Source organism: Psychrobacter sp. W2-37-MNA-CIBAN-0211 (genome assembly GCF_040309405.1).
Lineage (GTDB): Bacteria > Pseudomonadota > Gammaproteobacteria > Pseudomonadales > Moraxellaceae > Psychrobacter > Psychrobacter glaciei.
The window spans coordinates 45,740-69,454 of record NZ_JBEOOU010000002.1; the positions used below are offsets into that span (position 1 = coordinate 45,740).

The window sequence follows — 23,715 nt, forward strand, 5'->3', positions numbered from 1 at the left end:
AATGTCTTGTAAAATGAGCGCCTCTCACTTAATGTTGGAGGCGCTTTTTTGTGCCCGCATAAAATAAAACAATGTAAATAAGTATGTTGAATTCAATCATATCGTTATTGGTGGAGTGAAAAAGGCTAACAAAATTAGGACGTGGTTCATTGTAAATGAATGGTGATAGGGCATGGATGATAACAATAAGCAAAGCCAATATAGATATAAGAATAAAAACAGAAGCAGAGGAAGTAAACAGGAGAGACGTAAACTTGCTAAGCATAAGGAACAGAAACCACAACGCACTAAAGGATCGATTAAACTAAAATTAAAGCAGGTATTTTTGCCTTATTTGGGTTTGAGTATCCTGACCATTTTACTTTTTGGTGCTTTACGTTGGATTCTTGATATTTATCTAGATGTTCTGCCTTTAAATGAAGGCTACTGGGATTTTGGTATTCCTTTTCTTTTATCCGTCTTGGTCGTTACCATCTGGATGTGGCCGAGGTATGAGCTTTTGACGTTGAAATGGGCTAAGCGTAGTAGTTCAAGCTATTTCTTTATAACGATGGTTTTAGCATTAGTGATACCACTTTTAATCAGCCAAAACTATTTGTCCAAAGCGGCTTACGAGATCATTGAAGTAGACAGCTTGAATGATATCCGTCACTATCCAAAACAAAAATACTTCAAAGTTGGTAATGTTGAGCCAGTAAAATCAGAGAGTGTTTCTTATGTAGAGACACAAGTAGTAGTCAATGGACGACAATTCGAATCGACATTGTATATTGATTATTACATTGTTACACCATTTACCGCTGCTGATAATATTTGGCTAGGTTCCAGCTACCACACGAAATACGATAATCGTGCAGATCAAAACATTAAAGACAGACAATACTCAGCGTTTATTAATGACTCGAGCTATAGATACGCCGCTGCTGACCTCTCTAATATCAGATATTTTAGAAAGCTGAAGTCATCAAATGACAGAAGCGCCTATTTGTATACTATCTCTAAAACTAATAAGCAGTCTAATTTACCACCCTTGGTGTTAGTACCTGAATCAGAGATATTCGTTGACAGTTTAGATCGTGACTTTGTCTGGGGATTTAGTTCATTTTTTATCGGCATGGGGCTATGCTTTTTGCTTATTCTTGCAGCAGATATTGATAATCAAGAAAAAAAGGGCACGCGAAAACTTACACCTATCAAAAAACAAAAGCCCGTAAAAAAACGAGCACCAGTGAGTGATGTATCAAAAAGCCTAGTAGCTTTGTTTAGAAGTAATAAAAAGCGACCTGCAACGTTGGTTTTAATACTGACCTGTATAGGTACATTTATACTCACCGTATTCATGGGTATGGATATTATTGCCCCTTTATCCAGACAGGTAAATAGTGTAGGTGGGTTGACGATGGACGCGCTGCAAGCTGGTCAATATTGGCGAGTAGTAACATCGCTTTTTGTACACGCAGGGATTATGCATTTAGCAATGAGTCTGGGAATGCTTTTTGCGATAGGTTATGTTTTAGAAAAAGTATTAGGTCCTGCACGTTTTATCCTCGCCTTTTTTATATGTGGCATCTTTTCTAATGTTTTAGGGGTTTTCTATTATCATATGGACATGGCGGGTACTTGGGGCGCTATATTGGGTATGTTTGGTATTGCGATAACGTTAGTTGTTTATAAGATTTTTAACAAAAAATACAGAGAAATATATGGGGCTACTATGGCTGTCATACTAATCATCCTCTCATCCAGTATGTTTGTAGCTTTCATAAATATGCTCAGTTATATGGTGTATTATCTTCTGACCTTATGTATTGGTATGGTTTTCGGTGTGGTCATGGTTATGACCCAAAAACAGTCTTTACTACGTAATGCTAGGCGACACAATCTATAGTTACTTGCTTTTGGGTAGATGATAGTTTGAGTCAAGAGTGACAAGTTGTTATTAAAGCGGATGCTGATTGACGCACTGAACAAACTATGACTAAATGAGCATAAGGCTAATAAAGACAATATCCATGATAAAACTAACATAGCCTTTAACAATAAAGTCAGCCGTACAAGGAGTGTGCCATGTCTACTATGATTACCGATCGTACCTATCGAATCGCTCGCGAAAATACCCAAGCGATGATAATCGATGTCCAAGAACGCTTAACGCCGCATATTTATGACCATGAAAATATCGTCAAAAAGACAGTCACTTTGATCAAAGGTCTACAAGCCCTTAACATCCCAATTATGCTCAACGAGCAGTACAAAAAAGGTTTGGGCGATACGCTACCTGAGATACGTGAAGTATTAGAAGGCGACAATGCCAAAAGCTTTGAAAAGGTCACCTTTAGCGCTTGTGATAATAATGACTCATGGCATTATCTAGCGCAGCAAAATCGCAGCATTGTCCTATTATTTGGTGTCGAAGCCCATGTTTGCGTCATGCAAACGGCGCTGGATTTATTGGATAATGGGATGCAGCCAGTTATTATTGGTGATGCCGTTGGGTCGCGCTTTCCTTATGACAAAAAGCAAGCCATTCGCCGTATTCGACGCGCTGGCGGCGTGATTACGACAGTAGAATCCATTCTTTTTGAATTATGCCGCAGTAGCCAAGACCCTGCCTTTAAGACTATTAGTAATTTGATTAAGTAGCGGATGCGATAAAGGGTCGAGAATGACAAACTCTTAGCGTTGTTGTTTCAATTACTGTAAATTATTTTCGTAAAAACAGCGCTTGATAAGACAGGCGCTGTATTGCATTTAATCAGAGAGAAATATGTCCTCAAACATACCTATAACATTGACCGATCCAACGCGCGATGCAAATATTAAGATAGATGACGTCACGCATTTTTTATTAGAGCTTGATGCCCTAAAACGTGTCAATCGACGCAGCTATGTGACGGGGACGACTCGCTTGGAAAACTCTGCTGAGCACTCATGGCATTTAGCAATGGCATGCTGGTCAATCGCTGAATTGTTTGAGTTAGACGTCAATCATGAAAAATTGCTTAAGATGGCACTGGTGCATGATTTGGGTGAGATTGATGCGGGCGATACTTTTTTATATGCTGATACCCGTCGTGATGCGCACCTCGAAGAGCGCGAGGGTATTGCTCGATTACAACGCGAGCGTGGTAACGGTATTACTGATTTAAGTGAGATCTGGGAAGAGCAGGAGACAGGTAATAGTAAAGAGGCTGATCTACTTAGAGTGGTCGATCGTTTATTGCCATTTTTGCTTAATTTAAATACTGAGGGCAAAACGTGGATTGAGCTTGGTGTTGCACGCTCGCAAGTGGCTGGCGCGCATGAATTTATCAAAGACAGCTTTCCGATTATCCATGATTGGTTATCACAACACATTGAATACGCGACCCAGCAAGGGTGGTTGGTTGATAAATAAATTGATAACATCACCTTGTTACTGACTCGCAACGTTTGACGCTGTTTAAAACCTTTATATTGAATAGTGTCAATAATAATAGAGAGGTTCCATGCACTTATTTAAGAACTATAAAACATGGTGCAAATCGCTAGCCTTTGTCAGCATGCTGGGACTAGCGCAAATGGCGCAAGCGCTTGCTCCTATCAGTGATGGCGATAAATTGGCGCACGATGCTAAAAAACAGATTGGTGTCACGGTGAGTTATGATCCTACTTACCGTAAGCTGGACTTTCCGCGTGGCGATGTACCAATAGAGACTGGCGTCTGTACCGATGTGATTGTCCGTGCTTATCGTTTGCAAAATGTGGATTTGCAGCAGTTGGTCAACCATGACATGAAATCAAGTTGGTCGGACTACCCAAAGATTTGGGGCTTAAAGTCAACGGACAAAAATATCGATCATCGACGCGTGCCCAACCTTGAAACGTTTTTTGCGCGTCATGGACAGACGTTATCTACGACCGATAAAGGCAGTTTTCAAGCGGGAGACGTTGTGTCATGGCGGCTGCCAAAGGGTAACTTGCCGCACATCGGTATCGTCTCAGATAAAGTAGCTGCTGATGGTACGCCGCTGATTATTCATAATATCGGAAGTGGTACGCAGGAGGAAAACATCCTATTTGCTTATCCTATCCATAAGCACTTTCGATATTGATAAAGGCTTTTGGAAAAGGGAGCCTAAAGTAGTAAAAACAAGCAATACAAAATGGAAGTAGTACAAACTAACAGCCATTAAAAAGCCCAGTCAAACGTCATTATCTACGTTTAACTGGGCTTTTCAGTATTATGAGCTTCTTACAAATTAAGCTTGCTGAGTTTTTGCTTGACCCAATAACTGTCCCATTTTTACCACGCTATTGGCTTTCATGCTGTCCTGCCAATCCGCTTTTGCGGCTTTTGGTAAAACGACAATCGCCGTTGAACCCAAATAAAAGCGTCCAAGCTCAGCGCCTTTTTCAAAGCTCATATTGTGCTCTGATTCTTGGATGTCCTCAGTGCGGCTGATTTTGCCAGTGGCGACGGTTTCGATACCAGCGACAATCATAGCGCCGACCATTACCACGGCAGCTTTGCCGTATTCTGTATCAAATAAACAAACCAAACGCTCATTACGAGCAAATAAATCAGGCACGTTCTCGGCCGTGGTATTATTGACAGAGAATAGTGTACCTGGCACATATCGGGTCTTAGTTAATGTACCCGCAAATGGCATATGCACACGGTGGTAATTACTGGGTGCGAGATAAACAGTCGCAAAGCTACCATCAGCGAAGTAGCTACCATCTTCGCTGTCAGCAAGTAATTGGCCAACATCATAATGACGACCTTTTGCCTGCAGTAATTTATGGTCTTCAATTTGACCTAGCTGCGAGATGATACCATCAGCAGGACTGACAATACCGTTGGCGCTGCTGTCGATAGTACGTGCATTTTCTTTGAGCTCACGGGTAAAAAAGTCATTAAAGCTCTCATAAGCATTAAAGCTCTGACGTTCATACTCACCTAAGCTGACGCCGTAAGCTTTGGCAAAGCCACGAATAAAGGCACGTTTGACGTACGGATGACGGCTGGCGGCTAGACGCCCAGCGACTTTACTCAGCTGCTGCTGCGGGACAAGCTGTTGTAAGGTGGTAAATACATTCATAATAAGGCTACCAAAATAGGATTGGAAATAAGAATAAAAATTAGGCAAGTTAATGGCTGTATTTTATCATGGACAGCATATTATTGTCTGAGCATAATCTGTTAAGGAATCAGTAAATGAAAGCACTTATACAACGAGTGAGCCATGCCAGCGTCGTCGTCGATCAGCATTGTATTGGCAAAATCGATCATGGGATATTGGCATATATTGGCTTGGGGCATGAAGATAGCCTGCAAACTGCCCAACGCATGATCGACAAAATCTTGGCCTATCGTATTTTTGAAAACGATGAAGATCCTGCCAAGGTCGGTAAACTGGATAAAAATGTGCAACAGGTCTGTGGCGGACTACTGTTGGTGTCGCAGTTTACCTTGATGGCAAAAACAGACAAGGGTCGTCGCCCTGACTTTGGTGGCGCGATGGCACCTGATGCTGCTCAAGTGCTGTTTGCACAACTGGTTGATTATGCCAACACTCAGCATCACAATGTTGCCACTGGTCAGTTTGGCGCTGATATGCAAGTTGCCAGCGTCAATGATGGGCCCTTAAACTTTTTATTAGAAGTATAAAAATTATCTGTCATCAAGCTGTCATAATTAGTCCGTTTAATAAGTAGAAACGGGCGAGTGTTTATCGCCTCTTTCTGTATCTTGATTTTTTGAATGCTAACTTTTTGAACGCTGATATTTTGACTATAATAATAAGGTTGCCGTATGTACAATGAGCAAATTTTGATCGTCGAGGATGAGCCTGCGATTCGTGAAATGATTGTGATGACGTTAGAGATGGCTGGATTTGATAGTTTACAGGCTGCCGACGCATCAGAGGCGCATCAGCAAGTGGTCGATCACCGTCCGGCGCTCATATTATTGGATTGGATGCTGACCGGCGAAAAAAGTGGTATTGATTTTTGTCGTATGCTCAAGAACGACGATTTGCTCGCTGAGATACCGGTTATTATGCTAACGGCCAAAAGTGAGGAAGACAGTAAGGTTCATGGTCTTGATGCGGGTGCTGATGACTATATGACCAAGCCTTTTTCGACACGGGAATTAATCTCAAGAATCAAGGCAGTGCTACGTCGTAGTAGTACATTGAGCGCCGACAAGCCTATCGAAATCGGCAAGCTTAGCTTAGATCCCAAAAGCCAGCGCGTAACGGCGGCAGGTCAGCTCATTGATATCGGCCCGACAGAGTATCGGTTGTTAGCATTTTTTATGAGTCATCCAGAGCGTGCGTATACACGGACACAGCTGCTAGATCAGGTTTGGGGCGGCAATGTCTATATTGAAGATCGAACGATTGATGTCCATATTCGGCGTTTACGTAAATTACTACAGCCTTATGACTGTGCTACGCTGATACAAACGGTGCGCGGTACTGGGTATCGGTTTTCCAGCTTGATTGAATCCAATTAGACCAAGACAGAACAAGTCGTGGCAAGCGTAAAACAACGCAGAAGACAGTAGTAAGGATAACGATGACGATAATGCCGATAAAAAATGAGCAACAGGGTGAGCAAGCGCAAGTTGCCCAGCACAATACAACAAATCAACTCAAAAAAATCCGCAGTGCCTTACTAGCACTACGGGATGCGGTCATTTTGCTCAATGATGATGATGGTTTGGAATGGTGGAATCAGGCAGCGGAAGATTTATTGTTATTGCAGTCAAGCAACAAAGGTCAAAGCATTTTTGACTTTATCACCGTGCCTGAATTTCGCCAGTATTATCAGGCTATCACGCCACCGAGCGATGGTGTGCACATGGTGTCATGGCGAGACCCTAAACGTTATCTAAAGTGTGAACTGACGCCTTTCGGCGATGAAAAACTACTGATAATTTATGATGTGACCCGCTTGCAGCATTTGGAGCAAATGCGCCGTGACTTTGTGGCCAATGTCTCGCATGAGCTGCGTACGCCATTGACCGTACTGATGGGCTATCTAGAAAATTTCTCTGATCAAGAGGATATGCCCCCGCAGTGGCGGCGTGGCTTTGAGCTAATGACCCAGCAGACTGCTCGTATGAATAGGATTGTAAATGACTTATTGCTATTGTCTCGCATCGAAATAGAAGAGACGCATGAGCTAAATGATATTGATATGACCAAGTTACTGACGCATATCTATGATGATGCGCAGGCGTATAACCAAGAATATGGTCATACTATTCATTTGCAGATAGACACTTACGATGGACTATATGGCTCAGAGATGTACTTAACGAGCGCCTTATCCAATTTGGTGATTAATGCTATCAAATACACGCCAAAGGGTGGCAACATCGCTATCAGCTGGACAAAAACATCGGAAGGCTGCCGCTTTGCCGTCGAAGATGATGGTCTCGGTATTGCGCCCCAACATATCGAGCGCTTGACGGAACGCTTCTATCGCATCGATAGCGGACGCAGCCGTGCTACGGGTGGTACGGGCTTAGGGTTGGCAATTGTAAAACATGTCTTATATCAACATGAGGCGCAACTAACCATAGAGTCGGTAGAAGGCAAAGGCTCGACCTTTAGTGCCGTATTTCCAAGCGCTTATGTACGTTCTGCCGATGCACCTTAATCTTTTTGTAAAAGTGGGTAGGGGTTCACCGCGCTGCCATTGATATAAATACCATAATGCACATGGGTTGGTGTTCCTTTAGCATTACCGCTGTCGCCAACATAGCCAATGATATCACCAGCATTGACCCAGTCATTGGGTACGATGTCGGCATAATCCTCTAGATGGGCGTAATAATGTCCTGCGCCGCCCGGTCCGACCACCACTACCACGCGTCCCCCTAATGTATTTTCGCCAACTTTGCTGACAATGCCTTGCGTCGTAGCTTGTACCGGTGTGCCCCGCGCTGCAAAAATATCGATGCCTTCATGGGAGCGCCCTTGGCTACGTGCTGCGCCCCAAGTGTCTGTCAGACGCTGATCTGGTAGAGGACTGGGTAGGCTGTTTTCTATGGGTAATGCTTGCTGCAATAAACTCAGTTGCTGCCATTTTGCCACGACAAACGACTGTGTCTGTTGGCTAATGCTAGGTAGTAGTTTGTCAAATACAAATAACAGCGCTAGTAACACTGTAGCCCTTATTATTAGGCTTAGCAAACGGCTCAATAGTGTTGGCTTTGGTGGTCGATTATTGCCATCTGCTAGCATTGATGTCTCTTATATATCTGATGTAGTTTGAGTTCGTATTATAAAACCCCTATCTTTCAAGGTGTGTATAGCATTGTTATCTATGGTTTTTACCCCCATAAATACAAGTACAATAAATAGAGTTTTATCTATTTATTGTTCCTATTCAGCCACGATGGTGCTATTGATGGTTAAATTTTTATGACTGATGCTTTTAATTCTGCGGACATTTCTAACGTGGCTGACATTTCTACCACGGCTGATACGGCGCTGGTTATCGATACCGAAACCGATCAAGGCCGTGACCCACGACCGATTCAGGTGGCGACGATTAATGTGGCCAGCGGATTTGAGTGGATGAAATATTTCAACAGTGGTCGCTCGATATTACCCGTTGTTATCAAAGTGCACGGTATTACGGATGAAGATGTGGCTGGGCTTGAGCGTTTTGATTTGGAGCAATTTGAATTGCCCAAATACTTAATTGGTCACAACGTACGTTTTGATTGGCGGGTAATTGGTAGCCCATCTGCCAAGCTGATTTGTACCGTGAGGCTGGCGCGCGTGGCCTTCCCAGAGTGGAGCGGCTACAGTCAGTCTAAGTGTATCGAGCAATTATTGGGCAAGTCTGAGGCGAGCAGAATGACGATAGCCGCTCATGACGCGCTAGGTGATGCCCGTATGTGCTACTTACTTTATCAAGCTTGCTGTGAGCGTCTAGAGATTGCGCCGACGGATTTTGCGGCGGCACATGCTATCTCTAACAAAGCCAATCCCGTGAGCAAGATGCCCTTTGGTAAGCATAAAGGTAAGCTAATTAAAGACGTGCCCATCAACTACGTGAAATGGATGCTCGGTAACATCCATAACATGCAACCATCACTTTATTCAGCATTGACGAAGCGTATTAAGGCAGCAGACGTAGAAAATGCAAAAGAGTAAAGCGCCCTATAAACTGTTCTATTTTTATTCATGCTCGAAGCTGTAGTTTTGGAAGCTATAATACTTGAAGTTATTGTTGCTGATTTAACCAATCTACCGCCATTTGCCATAACTCAGGTGCTTTGGCATTGGTTCGACCACTAAAATAACGCATATGACCGATGCTGCTTAAGCCAAAATCTTTCGGCTCAAAAAAGCGTTTTTCGACCGGCATCTTTGTATAGACGCGAATCATGTCGTCGATGTTTTTGCTATTCGCAATTTCGTCATCGCTAAAGCCTAACCATAGCGCTGGCATGTGAATGTCATCATAAAAATGCGTGTGAATACTTTTGCCAAAGGCAGTCTTTATATAACCTGAGCCATTGCACCATTCGCGCCACTGACGAGCCACGCCGCGTGGTAGCGGCTCACCCATGCCGATTTTATCTGATGGGGTGTAACCTAATGCAAAATTCGTGACAGGAATGAACGCATCCATAAAACCCATCGCTTTAATTTTATACGGCATGTCCATGTTCTTGATACAACCTGACGAGCAAGCGACATTGAACACCGAGGCGATAGCGTTATAATTGCGCATCAGACCAATCAGCTGACCGCCTGCGCTATGACCGATGAGATGGTAAGACGCATCAGGAAACTCATCTTGCAACGCATCGAGGACGGCTGGCATGTCATGACGACCCCAGCTTATCAGTGAGGCATCACATTTGGCCAAATGTGATGCTAGTGACTCGCCGATACCTTCGTTGTCAAAGGTCAGGACACCGAAACCCTGCGCTGCTAGATGGCTCGCAAAATTATGATAAAACTGACGTTTGATACCAGTGGCGGGCGCTATCATGACAGCGGCTTTGACGGATTCTGTAGGGCGATAAACCGTTGCGGCCAACGCTTGATTGCGCTCAGTCATGATGCTTAGTGAGTAGCTGCCGTTATTGTCGTTGCTTTCATGGTCATTATTAGCGTCGATTGTGTCACCTTGTTGCGTTCTATAAGATGGCGCATGGTTCTTATGCATAAAAATACCTTGATGAGTTTTGTCGTTTTTATTAAGGATGATAAGTATTGACCTGCAACGTTTTATGTCAGGTCAGTGCTAAAAAATGTAGTCATTGCGTAGCGATAAATCGTTGCTACCGCGTGATAGCACGGCTTATGTTAAGATAAACGCTAGCAAATAGCAGGATAATGAGCGTTATTTGATTTTCTCTGTGAGCAACCAGATTTATGCTATTTTTACTGACCACTTATAAAAACAAATATAAAAATCACAAATAGGTGTGAGTTTGACGGATGCTTATTATGCGTAATTAATAGACTGCTGACAAGACTTTAGACCTTATGAGAACGCCTCATCATAAGCTCTTATCAGCAAAGCATAAAAAGAGTAAAAGGTGGCAGCACTACAGAATACAGCGAGTTAACGTTAGTGATAAACGTCATATTGTGTCATTCTAACAAACGATAAACCCCTTTACCGAACCATTCAATACAATAATCTAAGCAAACTTAGGAGCGTTATATGCAAATGAAAATTAATAATGAAAATTATGAAGTTATTACCAGCCAAGATATCACTCATATCGAAAAAGCCGTGGATAAATCAACATTAGCGATGCCACTAGTGGCTGTTTATTGTGGGTCACGACTGGGTAATAGTGAGGTTTATGAGCAAGCAGCCCGTGAGCTTGGTCGTGCTCTAGCAGAAAATGGGTTGGGTTTGGTTTATGGCGGTGCCAGTATTGGTCTAATGGGTGCAGTGGCTGACGACGTTATCAAAGGCGGCGCGCAAGCTGTTGGTGTAATTCCCACCTTTATGCTCAAACACGAAATCGCCCATGAGGGTCTGACTCGTCTGCATCTGACCGATACCATGCACACGCGTAAGACTGTCATGGCAGAATACGCGGATGCTTTTATTACCTTACCCGGTGGCCTTGGTACGCTCGAAGAGATTATGGAAATCGCCACATGGCGTCAGCTGTACCAACATGAAAAGCCAATGATTATTCTGAATATTAATGGCTTTTATGATCGCATGATTGAGCACTTAAAATATACCACGGAACAAGGCTTTATGAAGCAGCAAGATCTTGAGCGTTTGGTGGTTTGTAATACCATCGCTGAAGCGATTGATTTGTTACGGACAATCGTGACGATAGATGATGCGATCGATACTGAAAAAATGGCGGGCAACTAAATATATGTAGATCAGAATATAAGCTGTTAAATGGTCTTATTGTATATAAGAAAAAAGGAGGTCGTCGCTAATCACTAGCGACGACCTCCTTTTTTCTATACTCTTTAGCGTTGGTTTCTACCAGATTTATCGAACGTATTAACAGACGGCAAACGCCTAAGGCTGAGCTGGTGTTAAATTCTCTAACGCCAATTCGCGAATGCTATGATTGACATCCGCCATTGCCGCTGGGAAACCACGATCTTCGGCCAAGACGCGTGCCACTTTATCAATCGTTAAGCTGTCGTTGTTGGCTAGATAGGCCCAGTCGTGCGCATGGCGACTACGATTTTCTGCTGTGTCATTGTCGATTAAGCCAAGAGTCGTCAATTCATTAACGATTTGATCAGCAGCGATCAAGGTAGAAGATGCTTTTACATTCTCCGCGCGGGCGTAACGTATATTAGAGTATAGACTCACATCTGCTACCCGCAAGGTATCGTCCTGACCCGGAATTTGCTGCCCACCGTATAAGGCATTACCGACGGTACGAGCACTGTTAAAGGTAGGCACAAACTCTGCTACGTACTCAATTGCTTGCTGGCTACGGGCTTGTAGCGGTGCTTTGTCCCAGCCATCTTCGATATAATGTACATACTGAGGCGGTAATTGAGGTTGTGCACTGGCTTTATCAGAAGCGACTAAGCCATCAGTAAATAGGGTGATGGCTTTACTCATACCGTGGATTTGAAAGTAACCGCCTGGATAAGGCGTTAGCTGCGCCATACCCTCTGGCGTGCCGCGACTGCCATACACGATAATCTCGGGTATTTGTCCACCAGCGTCGCCCCAGTGCGTGATATAAGAAGATTTGAACTCAACCATACGCTCGACTTTGACACCGACCATATCGTCGATAACACCAGTGCGAAAACCGCAAGCATTGACCAAGTAATCGACTTCGATAGACTCAGGTTGAGACCGGCTCGCCTGCTGGTAATCGACGCGCCATTTTGTGACATGGTGATCAGCGTTGGTACAGTTCTCACAATCCACAGGCATGACTTGCTTAATTTCCGTATTGGTAAAGACGTGCGCATGCTCATAACCTTCTAAGGCGAGTTGAGCAGAAGCGGCTAAACGAAAAATATTCCAGCCATACTCTTGCACGACGATAAGCGGAAACTTCACTTTATTTAAGTCCAGATATTTGGCAACCGGTATCACCCATTCGTCAACCGTGCTCGGTATCGCAACTTGCTCACGTTCAGACAGAGCAATCAGTTGCTCATGACTATAGAGCTGATAGTAGTTTTCCGGTTCGCCCAGTACTTTGTTATTGCTGTCTTGTGCGATGAGCTCGCGATAAGCATCCGTCAAGATATCGAGACGCGGGAGCAAGTCTTCGGGCAAGCCTTCGTCGCGCGTTGGGACAGCAAATACAGTTGGACGTACATCGATGGTATAAGGATAAAGGCGCAGAATATCGATACATTGTTTAAGCAAAGCAACGCAGTCTTCGTCAGGAATTTCACGATATAGATTACCACCCGCGTGCAAATGGCACATTGGTGGACCATCGATAAGCGACTTTTTCTTTTCAAAGACGTAGGTCTCAAGCCCTAGTGCAGCGAGGCGAATAGCAATCGTTGCCCCTGCAGTACCGCCGCCTAGAATGCCGACGCGTTTTTTAGATAGCTCGTCCTTTGTGGCAGCCGCTGCTGTATCAAGTTTAGTCTCTAAAAATTCGATATCTTTGAGATCAATACCTTGAGCATCAGTATTCTGCGATTCAGCATCGTGCAGGATGGCTTGAGAGGCGTTTTTGCTAAAATTATCGGTCATTGTCGTTGTTATATCCTTGATAGCATCAGCGTCGGGACATGCTCTGCTTATTCATATAATTGTTTGGGCATATAAGTGTCTGATCATGTCAGTATCTTGAATCTTGTTGTAGCTATTGATATGCGTGCGGATACAGTCAAGTTCAACATTCATATGAGACCGCTATAGTCATACTTTTGATTATATCGCTCTTCTCATATACTGCTTATCATTTATAGCGCTATTTTACGAAAACCTATTGTGTATATGATGACAAATACGTAAGTAGATGCATTAGTTTTGTCAACAAATTGCCATGGACTGTCTTGACCATGAAAAACAAAAATAGAAATGAGACGCCTAGCATCGTTCAAGTATCAACAATCCTTTAAACGTCCATCAACATGAAATACCTTTGCTCATAAGATTCACGTGATGGTTTATCAATTTGTAATATTCGCAGATTTTTGTAAGTTTATATTCTGGCAAAAACGACCGTTTTAGAGCATATGCTATAGTAAAACGACTTGAAATCCTCTGTGAGAGTAAAGCGTATGAAAGTAAAGCGTATGAAAGTAAAGCGTATGAAAGTAAAGCAACTGTCTGAGCGTATGACTTAACTATCGCACAAATCAGCAGATTGCAATATTGATAATTAATGAACACCATGTTCAATAAAAATTTAGTTCAATAAAAATCTAGATTAATGAGATGTTTTTTTTAAATACAAGGAAGTGATTATGAAACGTATTCTGATGTTATCTGCCCTAGCCAGTGTGTTGACCGTAACGGGTTGTTCGACGCTAAACAATGTGTTTGGCAACGACGATTCAGGCATGCATGATGTACAAGCTACCATGAGCAATAAAGCACCAGTTGCCAGCATGAATGGCATGCTAGTGGATGCCACCAACAAAATGACGCTATATACCTTTGACAAAGACTCCATGAACAAATCAGAGTGTGGCTCGGCATGTCTATTAGCTTGGCCTGCTTTTATGGCTCCTAGCAATGCCCAAGCTTCTGGTCAGTTTGCCGCTTTCCAACGGGAAGACGGTAAATATCAATGGGCTGTCAATGGTAAGCCTTTGTACTTTTATGCCAATGATACAAAAGTTGGCGATACCGACGGTGATAACAAGCTTGGCGTTTGGCATATCGTTAAAACTAAATAAAACAAGTAGGTTTCAAGTCGAAAAAAAGCAGCCATCATAGTGGCTGCTTTTTTAGGTAAAGGATTTATAAAAAGTATTTCAGCGCTATTTTGTTGTTTTCTGTACCAATTCACCATCGATTTGAATGGGAACATCGGTAGTAATGCCGGCAGCAAACGCCGTCATACCATAGGCTGCGCGATCAATGATGCCGGTAGCACGAAAACCAATGACTGGCTCTTTCGTAAGAGGGCTGTTGGCGATTTTATTTAACGTTACGTCTAGTGTGAGGGGTTTGGTTTGGCCAAGCATGGTGAAATCACCCGTTACTTTGGCTTGTTGTGGGTTGCTAAAAGTGACTTGGGTAGATTTAAAAGTCATCGCTGGGTATTCAGCCACATTAAAAAATTCATCCGTTCTTAGATGCTTATCACGGGCATCCCAATTGGTATCGATACTATCGGTTGCAATTGTAAAACTCATATTGGTTTTGCTAGGGGCTTTGATATCGTAATTGACCACACCTTGCACATCATTAAAGCGACCCATGGTCGTTGAAAACCCTAAGTGATTGACAGAAAATCCGACACGGGTATGTGAGTCATCTAATTGCCATTGGCTAGGTAATGCCGCGCTTGCCATGGCGGTGACCGCAAGTGCTGAGCTGATGAGTAGGGCTTTCGTGGTGGTTTTTAGGGCAGTATTTATCATTATTTATTATCCTTATTTAGTGACTGTGAATGAGTAGTACTTCATTTAATAACCGTTAATTTAACGATGATTAATTTAACGATGATTAATTTACGAGTATTGAATGGTCACTGAGGTGACGTTTGTCATAATAGCAGTAAGTATTTATAAAAGCAGGCTATGGGCAACACGGCTAATATTTTATGAATCTTAATACTAAAAACTCAATACTAGGGCGTGTCCTCAATTCAATTGATCATATCTAAACGGGCTAAAAATGGCTAAATTTTGCCAAGCATCGTTAAATAGCTGGTTAATATCCTGATATTAACCAGCTATTTTCCTCGTTTGACTGCAATTTATCTCATTTTTATCACCATTTTTAAAATGAGGACACGCCCTAAAAAGTAGGTATTATTTAAATAATCTACAAATTACATCGTTATTAAGTGGTTTATCTAATCAAATATTATAATAGCATAAAATACTTATCTCAATAACATTGTCGGCTTGCTGGTGCTTTATCCTCTATGATGATCGCAACTGCTGCTTGCATCAAACGCCAAAAACCGTTAAAATCGCGGTTTAATTTTCCCGCTGGGGAAGGCTAGGTAAGCAGAGGTATGGTGTTGGGTGCTGGAATAAGCCAGTGACGCAGCTGCCAGCCTTGCAAATGTCCTTAGTGCCTCAGTTACGTATGCTCAGTTTTATAAGTGCTTTTTTATAAAAGCTTCGACATATTGTCAATAAGACTGTAAATACATCGGACATAGAGAGTTTATTATGCGTAAAGATATCCATCCTGATTACCAAGAAGTTTTGTTCCACGACACTAACGCTGACGTGTTCTTTTTGACTCGTTCAACGGCTAAAACCAAAGCCACTCGTGAATACGAAGGTAAAGAATACCCATACTACCCACTTGATATCTCAAGTGCGTCGCATCCATTCTATACTGGTGAGCAACGTAAAACTTCTACCGAAGGTCGTGTTGCTAGCTTTAACAAACGCTTTGGTGCGTTTGGTGGCCGTAACAAGAAAGCTGCTGATTCTACTGAACAAGCTGCTGATTCTGCTGAATAAATTACGCTTATCGCGTCAATTTATTTTGCTAAGCCATAAAAAACCGCTGATTATTCAGCGGTTTTTTTTGTTTAACATTCAACGGTAAGTTTTAGGTTATTAAATCTTGAGCTGTTATTTTTCAAGATGTCAGTTTTTGAGATATCAGTTTTTGAGATATCAGCTTTTAGAAAGCAGGGCGGCTCAATTTGGCAGCTGATGAATTAAGTAACTTGACAATGAGCTCTGCCAACTGCTGCGCCCAGTAGCCATACATTAAACTACTAGGGTGGAAGCCATCACTGGCAAACATCACCTTAATATCAATTGGCATGCCCTTAGAGTGCTCTTCTATCATCCGTGGAAAATCAGTGGCCATATAAGTGACACCCTCATTACTTGCACATACTTGTTGTAATGTTGCATCAAGCATTGAAGCTTTAGCACCGACGAAGTTATTCAAAGGGGCAGGTATCGCAGGCATTTGCGCCATAGGCGGCAGACTCAAAAAAATCAATTGCCGTACGCCAAATTTACGCTGAGCGATCGCAACAATATCTTCGATTTGCTGCTGCCATTTACCCACAGAGACGTTCGAGGTGGTGTCATTGACGCCAACACTTAGCACCATTACATCGATGGGGTGGTTAGGCGCGGGCAGCACATAAAGCCTGCGCAAGATATCAAAGCTGGTATGTCCGGTGGTCGCTTGCAATGACCAGGCCAAGTTAGCAAACTGAGTATTAATCACAGATTGCTGCGCTAAGATAGGCATCAAATTACCAACGAGTGCTTCATGCTGTGTCTGACTACCAACACCTGCTGCTGCTGAATCGCCAACGATCATGAGATTTAGCGTTTGCTTGGTCTTATTTTCAGTATTAGCAATGGTATCAGTCGGTTTGCCTAATTGAATATGTCCGTGTCGCTCTCCGTTTGGCTCAGGCAAGCGCACCGTATCACGCTTGATTTTGCGGCCTTGATAAAGATAAACAGGAGCGAGTAGGACGTCGCGTGCAACCGACGCCATTTTATAGCTATTTATCATATGGCTACCATCCTGCACGCTCCCGAATTGTAGTGAGGCTGTCTTCGACGAGTAATTTGCCATCGACATACACGTCACGTAACAGGTTGTCTGCATCAGCGGGTAGATCATCCGCTTTGATGGTTGTTGGCTGTCCTTTGCTGTCTTCGACCAACGCCAAGCGACCTTTTTTTGAGCGTTTTGAGCGGCTAGTGATAGGGTCTTTGTAAATGTCTTTCCATGCGCCATCGATAGAGATGGCACTGGCTTTCATCGCCCAGCTCATGGTATCGCGATTGACTTGTTGGAGTAATCCACCACCCATACCAAAGGTCACGTTTTCAGCGCTAAATCCTGCCTTCATGACCACGTCGATAATTTTGCTCAAGCTTTGCGGACTAATACCATCCCCTTGGATGACACGTACATAATCTGGCAAAACTTTGTAGCCTTTGCTATTAACCGTCGTGCCAAACTTCACTGCCAAGCGCTCCAGTGCCTCGCGGACTACTTTAGCAGGCTCACCACTATCAGGTCTGATGACTAAAGTACCGCCCATGTTTTTCACGTCGTCCTTCAAACTGCCACCCCAAATATTGTCAATGGCGTTCCATAAGTCATAGCTATCAGAGACCACTGAAAAGCTCTTACCCGCCCCACCAAACTGCTCAATCATATTGGCAAAAGCAGCAGTTTCGCCATCACGACCCCATGCAGTCATGGTGCTATGCTCAGCGGCAGGGATAGAAAAGGCAGGCATGTCTTTATCCATTTGATACCAGCGACTGGCAGCCACCAAAGCCGTCATGGAATCTGTACCAGCAAAATTTACCAAATGAGCGAGGCTACCAAGCGCCACGGACTCCTGACTAGACGCACCGCGCGAGCCAAAGTCATGCAAGCGAAAGGTTAATGACTCAGTATTGTCCGCTGATTTTTCTAGCGCTTGACGAATGATACCTTTGCAATAGTGCGAGACGCTGGCGACCGTTGATGGATACCAGATAGCACGGAGTAATGCCGTTTCGATATAGCTTGGCAGCCAATAGAATTCTGGGTCAGTATTGATAATCTGACAGACCACATTGGATACTGGAACGATGCTGCCTTCAGGTATGGCTTCGATACGTAGTGGCAAATAGCCGCCATGTTTATCAACTAAGCGTTCCCAACCTGCACGATTAAAGGTCAAGCCATGCGCTTGAATCAGTATTTCGGCTTCATCAATATCTTGGTGGGTAATAGGGGTACTCAGGTATTCTTTGATAAAGGCTTGCAGCCCAAAAAATACCACATCGTAATCGCCTTTACGCGCTTCAATATAGCTGGATAGATACTCACTACCTTTTGGATATTGCACCCAATGTGAGGTTTTATAGCTGTCGCTATTTAAGATTAAATTATTTAAATTGCTGGTATACATCACAGAACTCCTCTGCTTTGAGTGAAATGGACGACTCGCATCATTGTTGAGCCTTAAATGGACTAAAAGTGTTTTATGTACATTAGCATCAACTTATTGCTCAACAGTCTAACGGTTCATCCATTGACAGCATCTAGTAAGGATAACTAAAGGCTGCTTAGTAGCCCTTGCCGTCTATCGGCTTGGGCGGTGAAAATATAAGTGGCACTGATAAAACCAAACTTATAAGGTAAATTATATAGAGTGTCATTGATTGAAAATGAGTCATTAATGCACTAAACAGTCAATGACACAATGTCTTACAAGCCAACCATTTTGGTGATAATCGCATAGTGATCTTCGAACATCATGGTGGCATCCAATTCGGCAAGCGGTAACCAAAATGCTTTGACCGCGTCATCACCGCCTTTTACCTTGGGCAGACCTTTTGGATCGTTTTTTAGCTGAAAGTAAAAGGCTTGGGTAATCGTGCGACCACGCGCTGAGCGGTAAGGGTCGTCAAAGGTATGTTGACTATGACAAGAGCCACGTAATACTGGCTCTGGGACTTTAAGGCGCGTCTCTTCGCGTAGCTCACGGATACAGGCATCAAAGAGGGTCTCTTTTGGATTCAAGAAACCACCGGGCAGTGCCCATAGTCCGCGCCCTGGCATGCTGCGACGGTCTACCAACAGAATATGACCTGACTGGACGACCAAGGCATCTGCCGTCATAAAGGTAGGTGGATAAGGCGCAGACTCCCACTGCCTTTTATACTTATCAACGAAGTCAGCTTCTTCGTGCAGCTGCTGATAATCCTCGGTTTTTTTGAAGTCATTTAGGACGTTGCGGGTCGACTCAGGGGTGCGCTCAGGCGTTGGCGTGGCACCCATCAGATAACTATCCCGAATAGGGGTAGCCGATAGATTGTGATAATTGGGTACAGAGACCGACGCCCAGTTGGGGAATAGCGATAAATAATACGATGAGCTGTCTTTTGAATGACCAATGAGACCAATATCGGTCTGCAAGTCGCCGGTGACCGACTTCACGCCTGCTTGCACGTATTGCAGCCAGCGCGTGTCATTGTAGAGCGCATCATCGAGTCCGACGCAGTGAATACGCGCGGCATCTGCTGTTGAGTACGCGTCTTTAATCATTGCGGCGCGCTCAGCAACGCTAAAGGGGTTGCGTAAGCTACGTGGTAAGTTTGCGGAGCCGATGAGCATGATGACATTGTCGGCACGCTTCAATGCTTCATCCACGACCGCTTTGTGCCCGCAATGAAACGGCTGAAAGCGCCCAATAAACACCAAATAACGATAGTGTTTTTTGTCCTGCTTATCTGGGTTTTGTGTATCTAGATTTTGCTCTGATAATCCACTCATAGACGCCACTTTCCTACGACTTATTTTTTATTGGTTAAAAATTGATGACGCTAATACTGACACAGCCTATGACTTTCTGACAAGTATAAAGATGTGTAGGGGTGTGTCATCGTTATCTTGCATGCTTCTCTATCCATGCGGTCACCGTTGGCCAAATCTCTGTAGCAGCATTACGGCTTATCATAATGCGGCTATGGGTATAATCATCCAAGTCTCCATGGTCAAGGGAATACTCTCGAAAGACGTTTTTTGGGTTAGCAAACTTATCAAAAAACAACTGACAGCCACGGGTTGGCGAAATAAAATGGTCGCCTTTGGCACTGATCGCATAGATAGGCGTGGTAATCATTGACATGTGTTGTCGATAATCGAAGTGGCTGTTATGAGATGTAGTATGAGATGCAGCATTTTTAGATGCGATATTAGAGGGCGTATTTTCATCAATTGTCGTTGTTTCAAATTTACTTTGTTGTATAAAGCTGCTTTTAAAGTCTTTGTTCAGGTTCCAGCCGTACCACTGGTTCATCGTATAATAGCTTTCGTTAAAAGGACCCATTTTAAGCTTCTTAGCTGGGATAAAGCCTAGTAGTCTCGTAAATACTTTGGCTGCGAGAATTTTAGTGTAGCTAATCGGGTTCGATACTGCGCCATAAACTTGACAGGCAAACATACTGATGCTGTTGATGTGGTCAATATACTGGGGGTTTTGGATTAAAAACATGGTTAGGCAGGCACCGCCGCCACTGTGGGTGACACAATGTAAATTATCCAGTTTTAACTCATCAAACAAGTAACGAAAGGTGGCCTCAAAATCATAGGTTGCGACGGTTTCGAAGTTGAATTTGTCTGTTGGTATCGAGCTTGCACCATGACCGCGCCATTCCATAATGTAGCAATGATGACCAAGCTGCGCCAGATAGTGGGCGATTATTAAACAAGTTTGCTTGTCCGAAAAGGTACCGTGGGTCAATAGGATGTTTTGTACTTTTACCCTAGGTGCATTGGTGGTGAGAACATCAGTCTTCTTTTCATCTTTTGCAGTATCCACAATCTTCCAAACGGCTATTTTTTCGCCGTCTTTGGTGCTTACCAGTTTTAGGGTTTCTGTCATCATAAAGCGGTCTCGTCTAGATTGTTTTGTTATGGCATCGTTTATGACATCATTTATTGTATGGTTAATACTGAGTAGCACGATATGTCTACTCGGCAATCCCTAATACACTTTCATCCTTGATAATCAATCAAGCAGCCTTAATATAAACAATAGCAGACGCGGTGTGGGTAATTAAATAATTTTGCGTAGCATTATTAGCCCATTCTATTATCTATATTAATGTCACCTATTTATCTTTTATATGTCACCATTAAAAAAACCAATAGTGGCTATTTATAACGGTCACGCTTTAATTCGCAGTAGCGCAGTCGGAATTATTGACTGAATGCGCTATAATAGTGGTTATAAAATCATCAAACCTTTATCAAGATTGCCGTTAGAGCACTATAATATCAACCGTTATGCTTGATAACTGTTAAACCAAATTGCCCAAATTCACGACACAGCAGCTATGACAGCAGTCGCGTTTGTGTCATAACGCATAGGAAAAATTATGAGTGAGCACAATCAAGCCAGCCAATCAGATCAATCTGCAAACTATGAATCAGCGCTAGATACTGAGCAAACAGAAACGAAAAGTAATATTACCATTACCGAGTCAGCCCAAGGTTATTTGGCCGATTTATTGTCCAAGCAAGATACCGATGGCATCGGTGTGCGTATCTTCGTCGAGCATCCTGGTACGCCACGTGCCGAGTGCTGTATGGCTTATAACCAACCGGGCGAAGAAGACAGTGCTGATCTACGTTTTACCTACGATGATTTTTCTGCTTTTATTGAAGCGTCGTCAGTCCCTTATTTAGAAGATGCAGTCATTGACTACAATAAAGATCGTTTCGGTGGTCAGCTAACTTTCCGCGCGCCAAACTCTAAAATGCCAAAAGTGGGTGCTGATGCCAGCGTAGAAGAGCGTATCAACTACGTATTACAGTCTGAGATTAACCCAGGCTTAGCGGCGCATGGTGGTGACGTACAGTTGCTTGAGTTGATTGATGAAGAAGGCGTTGGTCTCACTGCTGTATTGAAATTCGGTGGTGGTTGCCAAGGCTGTTCAGCCGTTGATATGACCTTGCGTCAAGGCGTCGAAGTGCAACTTAAGCAGCAAATACCAGAGCTGACACAAGTCATCGATGAGACGGATCATACTCGTACTGAAAATGCTTATTACAAATAAGTGGTAAGTATCAATACAATCAGAAGTAGATTGAAATAGGGTCGCTTATGCTGGGTGGTTATTAATAAACCCAACATTGGCTATTCTTTTCATAAAGAAGCTGGGTTATGATTAACTCAGCTTTTTTTTATGGCTATCATTTATAAGATGGCTTTTTTAGTGACTACCGAGGAGTTTGTTATGAGTGATGGACAACCAGAGAGCAATTTAGATAACGGCACAAAACCAATGCAGCGCTTAGAGACCTTAGCGATTCATGCCGGTTATAGTGTTGAGCCAACGACCAAAGCGGTCGCTGTGCCTATTTATCACACCAGCTCGTATGCGTTTGATAATACCCAGCATGGCGCAGATTTGTTTGATTTAAAAGTCGTGGGCAATATTTATACTCGCATTATGAACCCAACCAATGCGGTATTAGAAGAGCGTGTTGCGGCGCTTGAAGGCGGTATCGGTGCGCTTGCAGTAGCATCTGGCATGGCAGCCATCACTTATGCGATTCAAACTATCTGTGAAGCGGGTGACAACATCGTTGCTGTATCGACCTTGTATGGCGGTACTTATAATTTATTTGCCCATGCTTTGCCGCGTCAGGGTATCGAAGTCCGCTTCTTTGATCACAAAAATCCTGAGGCGATTCGTGATTTAATTGATGATAAGACCAAGATGGTCTTTGCTGAAAGTATCGGTAATCCACTGGGTAACATTATTGATATTCAAGCACTCAGTGACATCGCGCACGAATATGGTGTGCCGGTGGTGATTGATAGTACGGTTGCCACGCCAGCGATTTGCCGTCCGTTTGAGTTTGGGGCGGATATTGTCATTCATTCGTTGACTAAATATATGAGTGGTACGGGCACCTCGATTGGTGGTGCGATTGTCGATAGTGGTACGTTCCCTTGGGGTGATTACCCTGAGCGTTTCCCATTGCTGAACACGCCAGATCACAGTTATCACGGTGTGAACTTCGTCAAGGACGTTGGTGCAGCGGCCTTTATCGCTCGTGCTCGCGTGGCACCGCTGCGTAATACTGGCGCGGCACTTAGCCCATTAAATGCTTTTGGTATCTTGCAGGGTATGGAGACGCTGAGCTTGCGTATGGAGCGTCATGTACAGAACGCGCAAGCAGTGGCTGAGTATCTGCGAGACCATGATAAAGTTGCTTGGGTAAAATATGCGGGTCTGCCAGATCATCCTGAGCACGAGCTTGCAAAGAAATACATGAAGGGTACGCCCTCAGCTATTTTGACCTTTGGGGTAAAAGGTGGTCTTGAAGCTGGGGCGCGCTTTATTGACGCGTTGCAGTTGATTACGCGCTTGGTCAATATTGGTGATGCCAAATCATTGGCGTGTCATCCAGCGACCACGACTCATCGTCAGCTAAACGAGCAAGAACTTGCCAATGCTGGCGTGAGTACTGATATGGTGCGTCTATCGATTGGTATTGAACATATCGATGATATCAAAGCCGATTTAGAGCAAGCTCTAGCCTCGGCTTAATGTCCAAGTTTTTGATTTATTAAAACTAAAT

Annotated in this window: 22 protein-coding genes; 13 read left to right on the forward strand and 9 right to left on the reverse strand. The window is 43.5% G+C overall.

Annotated elements, in window-relative coordinates:
* The first annotated feature begins 172 nt into the window (after positions 1-172).
* The 4 genes from AAEY72_RS03045 (at position 173) to AAEY72_RS03060 (ending at position 4,094) form a co-directional block, all read left to right on the forward strand.
* Complete coding sequence (locus AAEY72_RS03045; protein WP_352309405.1) at positions 173-1,888, forward strand: rhomboid family intramembrane serine protease; 1,716 nt, start codon at positions 173-175, stop codon at positions 1,886-1,888.
* A 179-nt stretch (positions 1,889-2,067) separates the two neighbouring features.
* Complete coding sequence (locus AAEY72_RS03050) at positions 2,068-2,643, forward strand: isochorismatase family protein (protein WP_189586717.1); 576 nt, start codon at positions 2,068-2,070, stop codon at positions 2,641-2,643.
* A 124-nt stretch (positions 2,644-2,767) separates the two neighbouring features.
* A complete protein-coding gene (locus AAEY72_RS03055) occupies positions 2,768-3,397 on the forward strand; it encodes an HD domain-containing protein (RefSeq protein WP_352309406.1) in 630 nt (209 codons plus the stop codon).
* Between the two features lie 91 nt (positions 3,398-3,488).
* On the forward strand, positions 3,489-4,094 hold the full coding sequence (locus tag AAEY72_RS03060) for a DUF1287 domain-containing protein (RefSeq protein ID WP_352309407.1): 606 nt from the start codon (positions 3,489-3,491) through the stop codon (positions 4,092-4,094).
* 147 nt (positions 4,095-4,241) lie between these two features.
* Here AAEY72_RS03060 and asd read toward each other — a convergent pair whose 3' ends face one another.
* Positions 4,242-5,084, reverse strand: a complete 843-nt coding sequence (gene asd, locus AAEY72_RS03065; protein ID WP_201593197.1) for an archaetidylserine decarboxylase — start codon at positions 5,082-5,084, stop codon at positions 4,242-4,244.
* A gap of 116 nt (positions 5,085-5,200) precedes the next feature.
* Here asd and dtd point away from each other — a divergent pair, with 116 nt between their 5' ends.
* The 3 genes from dtd to phoR all read left to right on the forward strand — a co-directional run bounded on the left by dtd (position 5,201) and on the right by phoR (position 7,653).
* Positions 5,201-5,653, forward strand: a complete 453-nt coding sequence (gene dtd / locus AAEY72_RS03070) for a D-aminoacyl-tRNA deacylase (protein WP_201593198.1) — start codon at positions 5,201-5,203, stop codon at positions 5,651-5,653.
* Between the two features lie 144 nt (positions 5,654-5,797).
* Complete coding sequence (gene phoB / locus AAEY72_RS03075) at positions 5,798-6,502, forward strand: phosphate regulon transcriptional regulator PhoB (RefSeq protein WP_010200659.1); 705 nt, start codon at positions 5,798-5,800, stop codon at positions 6,500-6,502.
* 71 nt (positions 6,503-6,573) lie between these two features.
* Positions 6,574-7,653: a phosphate regulon sensor histidine kinase PhoR gene (gene phoR, locus AAEY72_RS03080; protein ID WP_201593229.1), complete on the forward strand. Its 1,080-nt coding sequence runs from the start codon at positions 6,574-6,576 to the stop codon at positions 7,651-7,653.
* On the opposite strand, the gene AAEY72_RS03085 is transcribed toward phoR, so the two are convergent.
* Positions 7,650-8,240 (reverse strand): M23 family metallopeptidase, encoded by a 591-nt coding sequence (locus AAEY72_RS03085; protein WP_352309408.1) that lies wholly within the window; start codon positions 8,238-8,240, stop codon positions 7,650-7,652. The genes phoR and AAEY72_RS03085 overlap by 4 nt on opposite strands.
* Before the next feature lie 180 nt (positions 8,241-8,420).
* Between AAEY72_RS03085 and AAEY72_RS03090 the strand changes: the two genes are divergently transcribed.
* A complete protein-coding gene (locus AAEY72_RS03090; RefSeq protein ID WP_352309409.1) occupies positions 8,421-9,161 on the forward strand; it encodes a putative quorum-sensing-regulated virulence factor in 741 nt (246 codons plus the stop codon).
* A 70-nt stretch (positions 9,162-9,231) separates the two neighbouring features.
* Here AAEY72_RS03090 and AAEY72_RS03095 read toward each other — a convergent pair whose 3' ends face one another.
* Positions 9,232-10,185 (reverse strand): alpha/beta hydrolase family protein, encoded by a 954-nt coding sequence (locus AAEY72_RS03095; RefSeq protein WP_352309410.1) that lies wholly within the window; start codon positions 10,183-10,185, stop codon positions 9,232-9,234.
* Between the two features lie 504 nt (positions 10,186-10,689).
* Here AAEY72_RS03095 and AAEY72_RS03100 point away from each other — a divergent pair.
* Entirely contained in the window at positions 10,690-11,367 is a 678-nt protein-coding gene (locus AAEY72_RS03100; protein ID WP_201593202.1) for an LOG family protein, read from the forward strand.
* Between the two features lie 156 nt (positions 11,368-11,523).
* Here AAEY72_RS03100 and AAEY72_RS03105 read toward each other — a convergent pair whose 3' ends face one another.
* Positions 11,524-13,191, reverse strand: a complete 1,668-nt coding sequence (locus tag AAEY72_RS03105; protein WP_352309411.1) for an FAD-dependent oxidoreductase — start codon at positions 13,189-13,191, stop codon at positions 11,524-11,526.
* A 719-nt stretch (positions 13,192-13,910) separates the two neighbouring features.
* Between AAEY72_RS03105 and AAEY72_RS03110 the strand changes: the two genes are divergently transcribed.
* Entirely contained in the window at positions 13,911-14,345 is a 435-nt protein-coding gene (locus AAEY72_RS03110) for a COG4315 family predicted lipoprotein (RefSeq protein ID WP_010200644.1), read from the forward strand.
* An 84-nt stretch (positions 14,346-14,429) separates the two neighbouring features.
* Here AAEY72_RS03110 and AAEY72_RS03115 read toward each other — a convergent pair whose 3' ends face one another.
* Positions 14,430-15,035, reverse strand: coding sequence for a YceI family protein (locus AAEY72_RS03115; RefSeq protein ID WP_352309412.1), 606 nt, complete (start codon positions 15,033-15,035; stop codon positions 14,430-14,432).
* A 762-nt stretch (positions 15,036-15,797) separates the two neighbouring features.
* Between AAEY72_RS03115 and AAEY72_RS03120 the strand changes: the two genes are divergently transcribed.
* Positions 15,798-16,097, forward strand: a complete 300-nt coding sequence (locus tag AAEY72_RS03120; protein WP_010200640.1) for a type B 50S ribosomal protein L31 — start codon at positions 15,798-15,800, stop codon at positions 16,095-16,097.
* Positions 16,098-16,263: 166 nt separating this feature from the next.
* Here AAEY72_RS03120 and AAEY72_RS03125 read toward each other — a convergent pair whose 3' ends face one another.
* The 4 genes from AAEY72_RS03125 to AAEY72_RS03140 all read right to left on the reverse strand — a co-directional run bounded on the left by AAEY72_RS03125 (position 16,264) and on the right by AAEY72_RS03140 (position 21,007).
* Entirely contained in the window at positions 16,264-17,124 is an 861-nt protein-coding gene (locus AAEY72_RS03125) for an SGNH/GDSL hydrolase family protein (protein WP_352309413.1), read from the reverse strand.
* Positions 17,125-17,128: 4 nt separating this feature from the next.
* Positions 17,129-18,526, reverse strand: coding sequence for a nicotinate phosphoribosyltransferase (locus AAEY72_RS03130; RefSeq protein ID WP_352309414.1), 1,398 nt, complete (start codon positions 18,524-18,526; stop codon positions 17,129-17,131).
* Between the two features lie 299 nt (positions 18,527-18,825).
* The gene (locus AAEY72_RS03135) at positions 18,826-19,893 is read right to left on the reverse strand and encodes a bifunctional nicotinamide-nucleotide adenylyltransferase/Nudix hydroxylase (protein ID WP_352309415.1); all 1,068 of its coding nucleotides are present in this window, start codon (positions 19,891-19,893) and stop codon (positions 18,826-18,828) included.
* A 112-nt stretch (positions 19,894-20,005) separates the two neighbouring features.
* Positions 20,006-21,007 (reverse strand): alpha/beta fold hydrolase, encoded by a 1,002-nt coding sequence (locus AAEY72_RS03140; protein ID WP_352309416.1) that lies wholly within the window; start codon positions 21,005-21,007, stop codon positions 20,006-20,008.
* Positions 21,008-21,500: 493 nt separating this feature from the next.
* Between AAEY72_RS03140 and nfuA the strand changes: the two genes are divergently transcribed.
* Complete coding sequence (nfuA, locus tag AAEY72_RS03145) at positions 21,501-22,181, forward strand: Fe-S biogenesis protein NfuA (RefSeq protein WP_352309417.1); 681 nt, start codon at positions 21,501-21,503, stop codon at positions 22,179-22,181.
* 228 nt (positions 22,182-22,409) lie between these two features.
* Positions 22,410-23,684, forward strand: a complete 1,275-nt coding sequence (locus AAEY72_RS03150; protein WP_352309607.1) for an O-acetylhomoserine aminocarboxypropyltransferase/cysteine synthase family protein — start codon at positions 22,410-22,412, stop codon at positions 23,682-23,684.
* Positions 23,685-23,715 lie beyond the last annotated feature (31 nt).

Excerpts from the sequence above, each read along its gene's own strand:
- nfuA (WP_352309417.1), top strand. The coding sequence starts at position 21,501 with ATGAGTGAGCACAATCAAGCCAGCCAATCAGATCAATCTGCAAACTAT.
- dtd (WP_201593198.1), top strand. The coding sequence starts at position 5,201 with ATGAAAGCACTTATACAACGAGTGAGCCATGCCAGCGTCGTCGTCGAT.
- AAEY72_RS03050 (WP_189586717.1), top strand. The coding sequence starts at position 2,068 with ATGTCTACTATGATTACCGATCGTACCTATCGAATCGCTCGCGAAAAT.
- phoR (WP_201593229.1), top strand. The coding sequence starts at position 6,574 with ATGCCGATAAAAAATGAGCAACAGGGTGAGCAAGCGCAAGTTGCCCAG.
- AAEY72_RS03060 (WP_352309407.1), top strand. The coding sequence starts at position 3,489 with ATGCACTTATTTAAGAACTATAAAACATGGTGCAAATCGCTAGCCTTT.
- AAEY72_RS03110 (WP_010200644.1), top strand. The coding sequence starts at position 13,911 with ATGAAACGTATTCTGATGTTATCTGCCCTAGCCAGTGTGTTGACCGTA.
- AAEY72_RS03130 (WP_352309414.1), bottom strand. The coding sequence starts at position 18,526 with ATGTATACCAGCAATTTAAATAATTTAATCTTAAATAGCGACAGCTAT.
- AAEY72_RS03090 (WP_352309409.1), top strand. The coding sequence starts at position 8,421 with ATGACTGATGCTTTTAATTCTGCGGACATTTCTAACGTGGCTGACATT.
- AAEY72_RS03150 (WP_352309607.1), top strand. The coding sequence starts at position 22,410 with ATGCAGCGCTTAGAGACCTTAGCGATTCATGCCGGTTATAGTGTTGAG.
- AAEY72_RS03135 (WP_352309415.1), bottom strand. The coding sequence starts at position 19,893 with ATGAGTGGATTATCAGAGCAAAATCTAGATACACAAAACCCAGATAAG.
- AAEY72_RS03125 (WP_352309413.1), bottom strand. The coding sequence starts at position 17,124 with ATGATAAATAGCTATAAAATGGCGTCGGTTGCACGCGACGTCCTACTC.
- AAEY72_RS03055 (WP_352309406.1), top strand. The coding sequence starts at position 2,768 with ATGTCCTCAAACATACCTATAACATTGACCGATCCAACGCGCGATGCA.
- asd (WP_201593197.1), bottom strand. The coding sequence starts at position 5,084 with ATGAATGTATTTACCACCTTACAACAGCTTGTCCCGCAGCAGCAGCTG.
- AAEY72_RS03120 (WP_010200640.1), top strand. The coding sequence starts at position 15,798 with ATGCGTAAAGATATCCATCCTGATTACCAAGAAGTTTTGTTCCACGAC.
- AAEY72_RS03085 (WP_352309408.1), bottom strand. The coding sequence starts at position 8,240 with ATGCTAGCAGATGGCAATAATCGACCACCAAAGCCAACACTATTGAGC.
- AAEY72_RS03140 (WP_352309416.1), bottom strand. The coding sequence starts at position 21,007 with ATGATGACAGAAACCCTAAAACTGGTAAGCACCAAAGACGGCGAAAAA.
- AAEY72_RS03115 (WP_352309412.1), bottom strand. The coding sequence starts at position 15,035 with ATGATAAATACTGCCCTAAAAACCACCACGAAAGCCCTACTCATCAGC.
- AAEY72_RS03095 (WP_352309410.1), bottom strand. The coding sequence starts at position 10,185 with ATGCATAAGAACCATGCGCCATCTTATAGAACGCAACAAGGTGACACA.
- phoB (WP_010200659.1), top strand. The coding sequence starts at position 5,798 with ATGTACAATGAGCAAATTTTGATCGTCGAGGATGAGCCTGCGATTCGT.
- AAEY72_RS03100 (WP_201593202.1), top strand. The coding sequence starts at position 10,690 with ATGCAAATGAAAATTAATAATGAAAATTATGAAGTTATTACCAGCCAA.
- AAEY72_RS03105 (WP_352309411.1), bottom strand. The coding sequence starts at position 13,191 with ATGACCGATAATTTTAGCAAAAACGCCTCTCAAGCCATCCTGCACGAT.
- AAEY72_RS03045 (WP_352309405.1), top strand. The coding sequence starts at position 173 with ATGGATGATAACAATAAGCAAAGCCAATATAGATATAAGAATAAAAAC.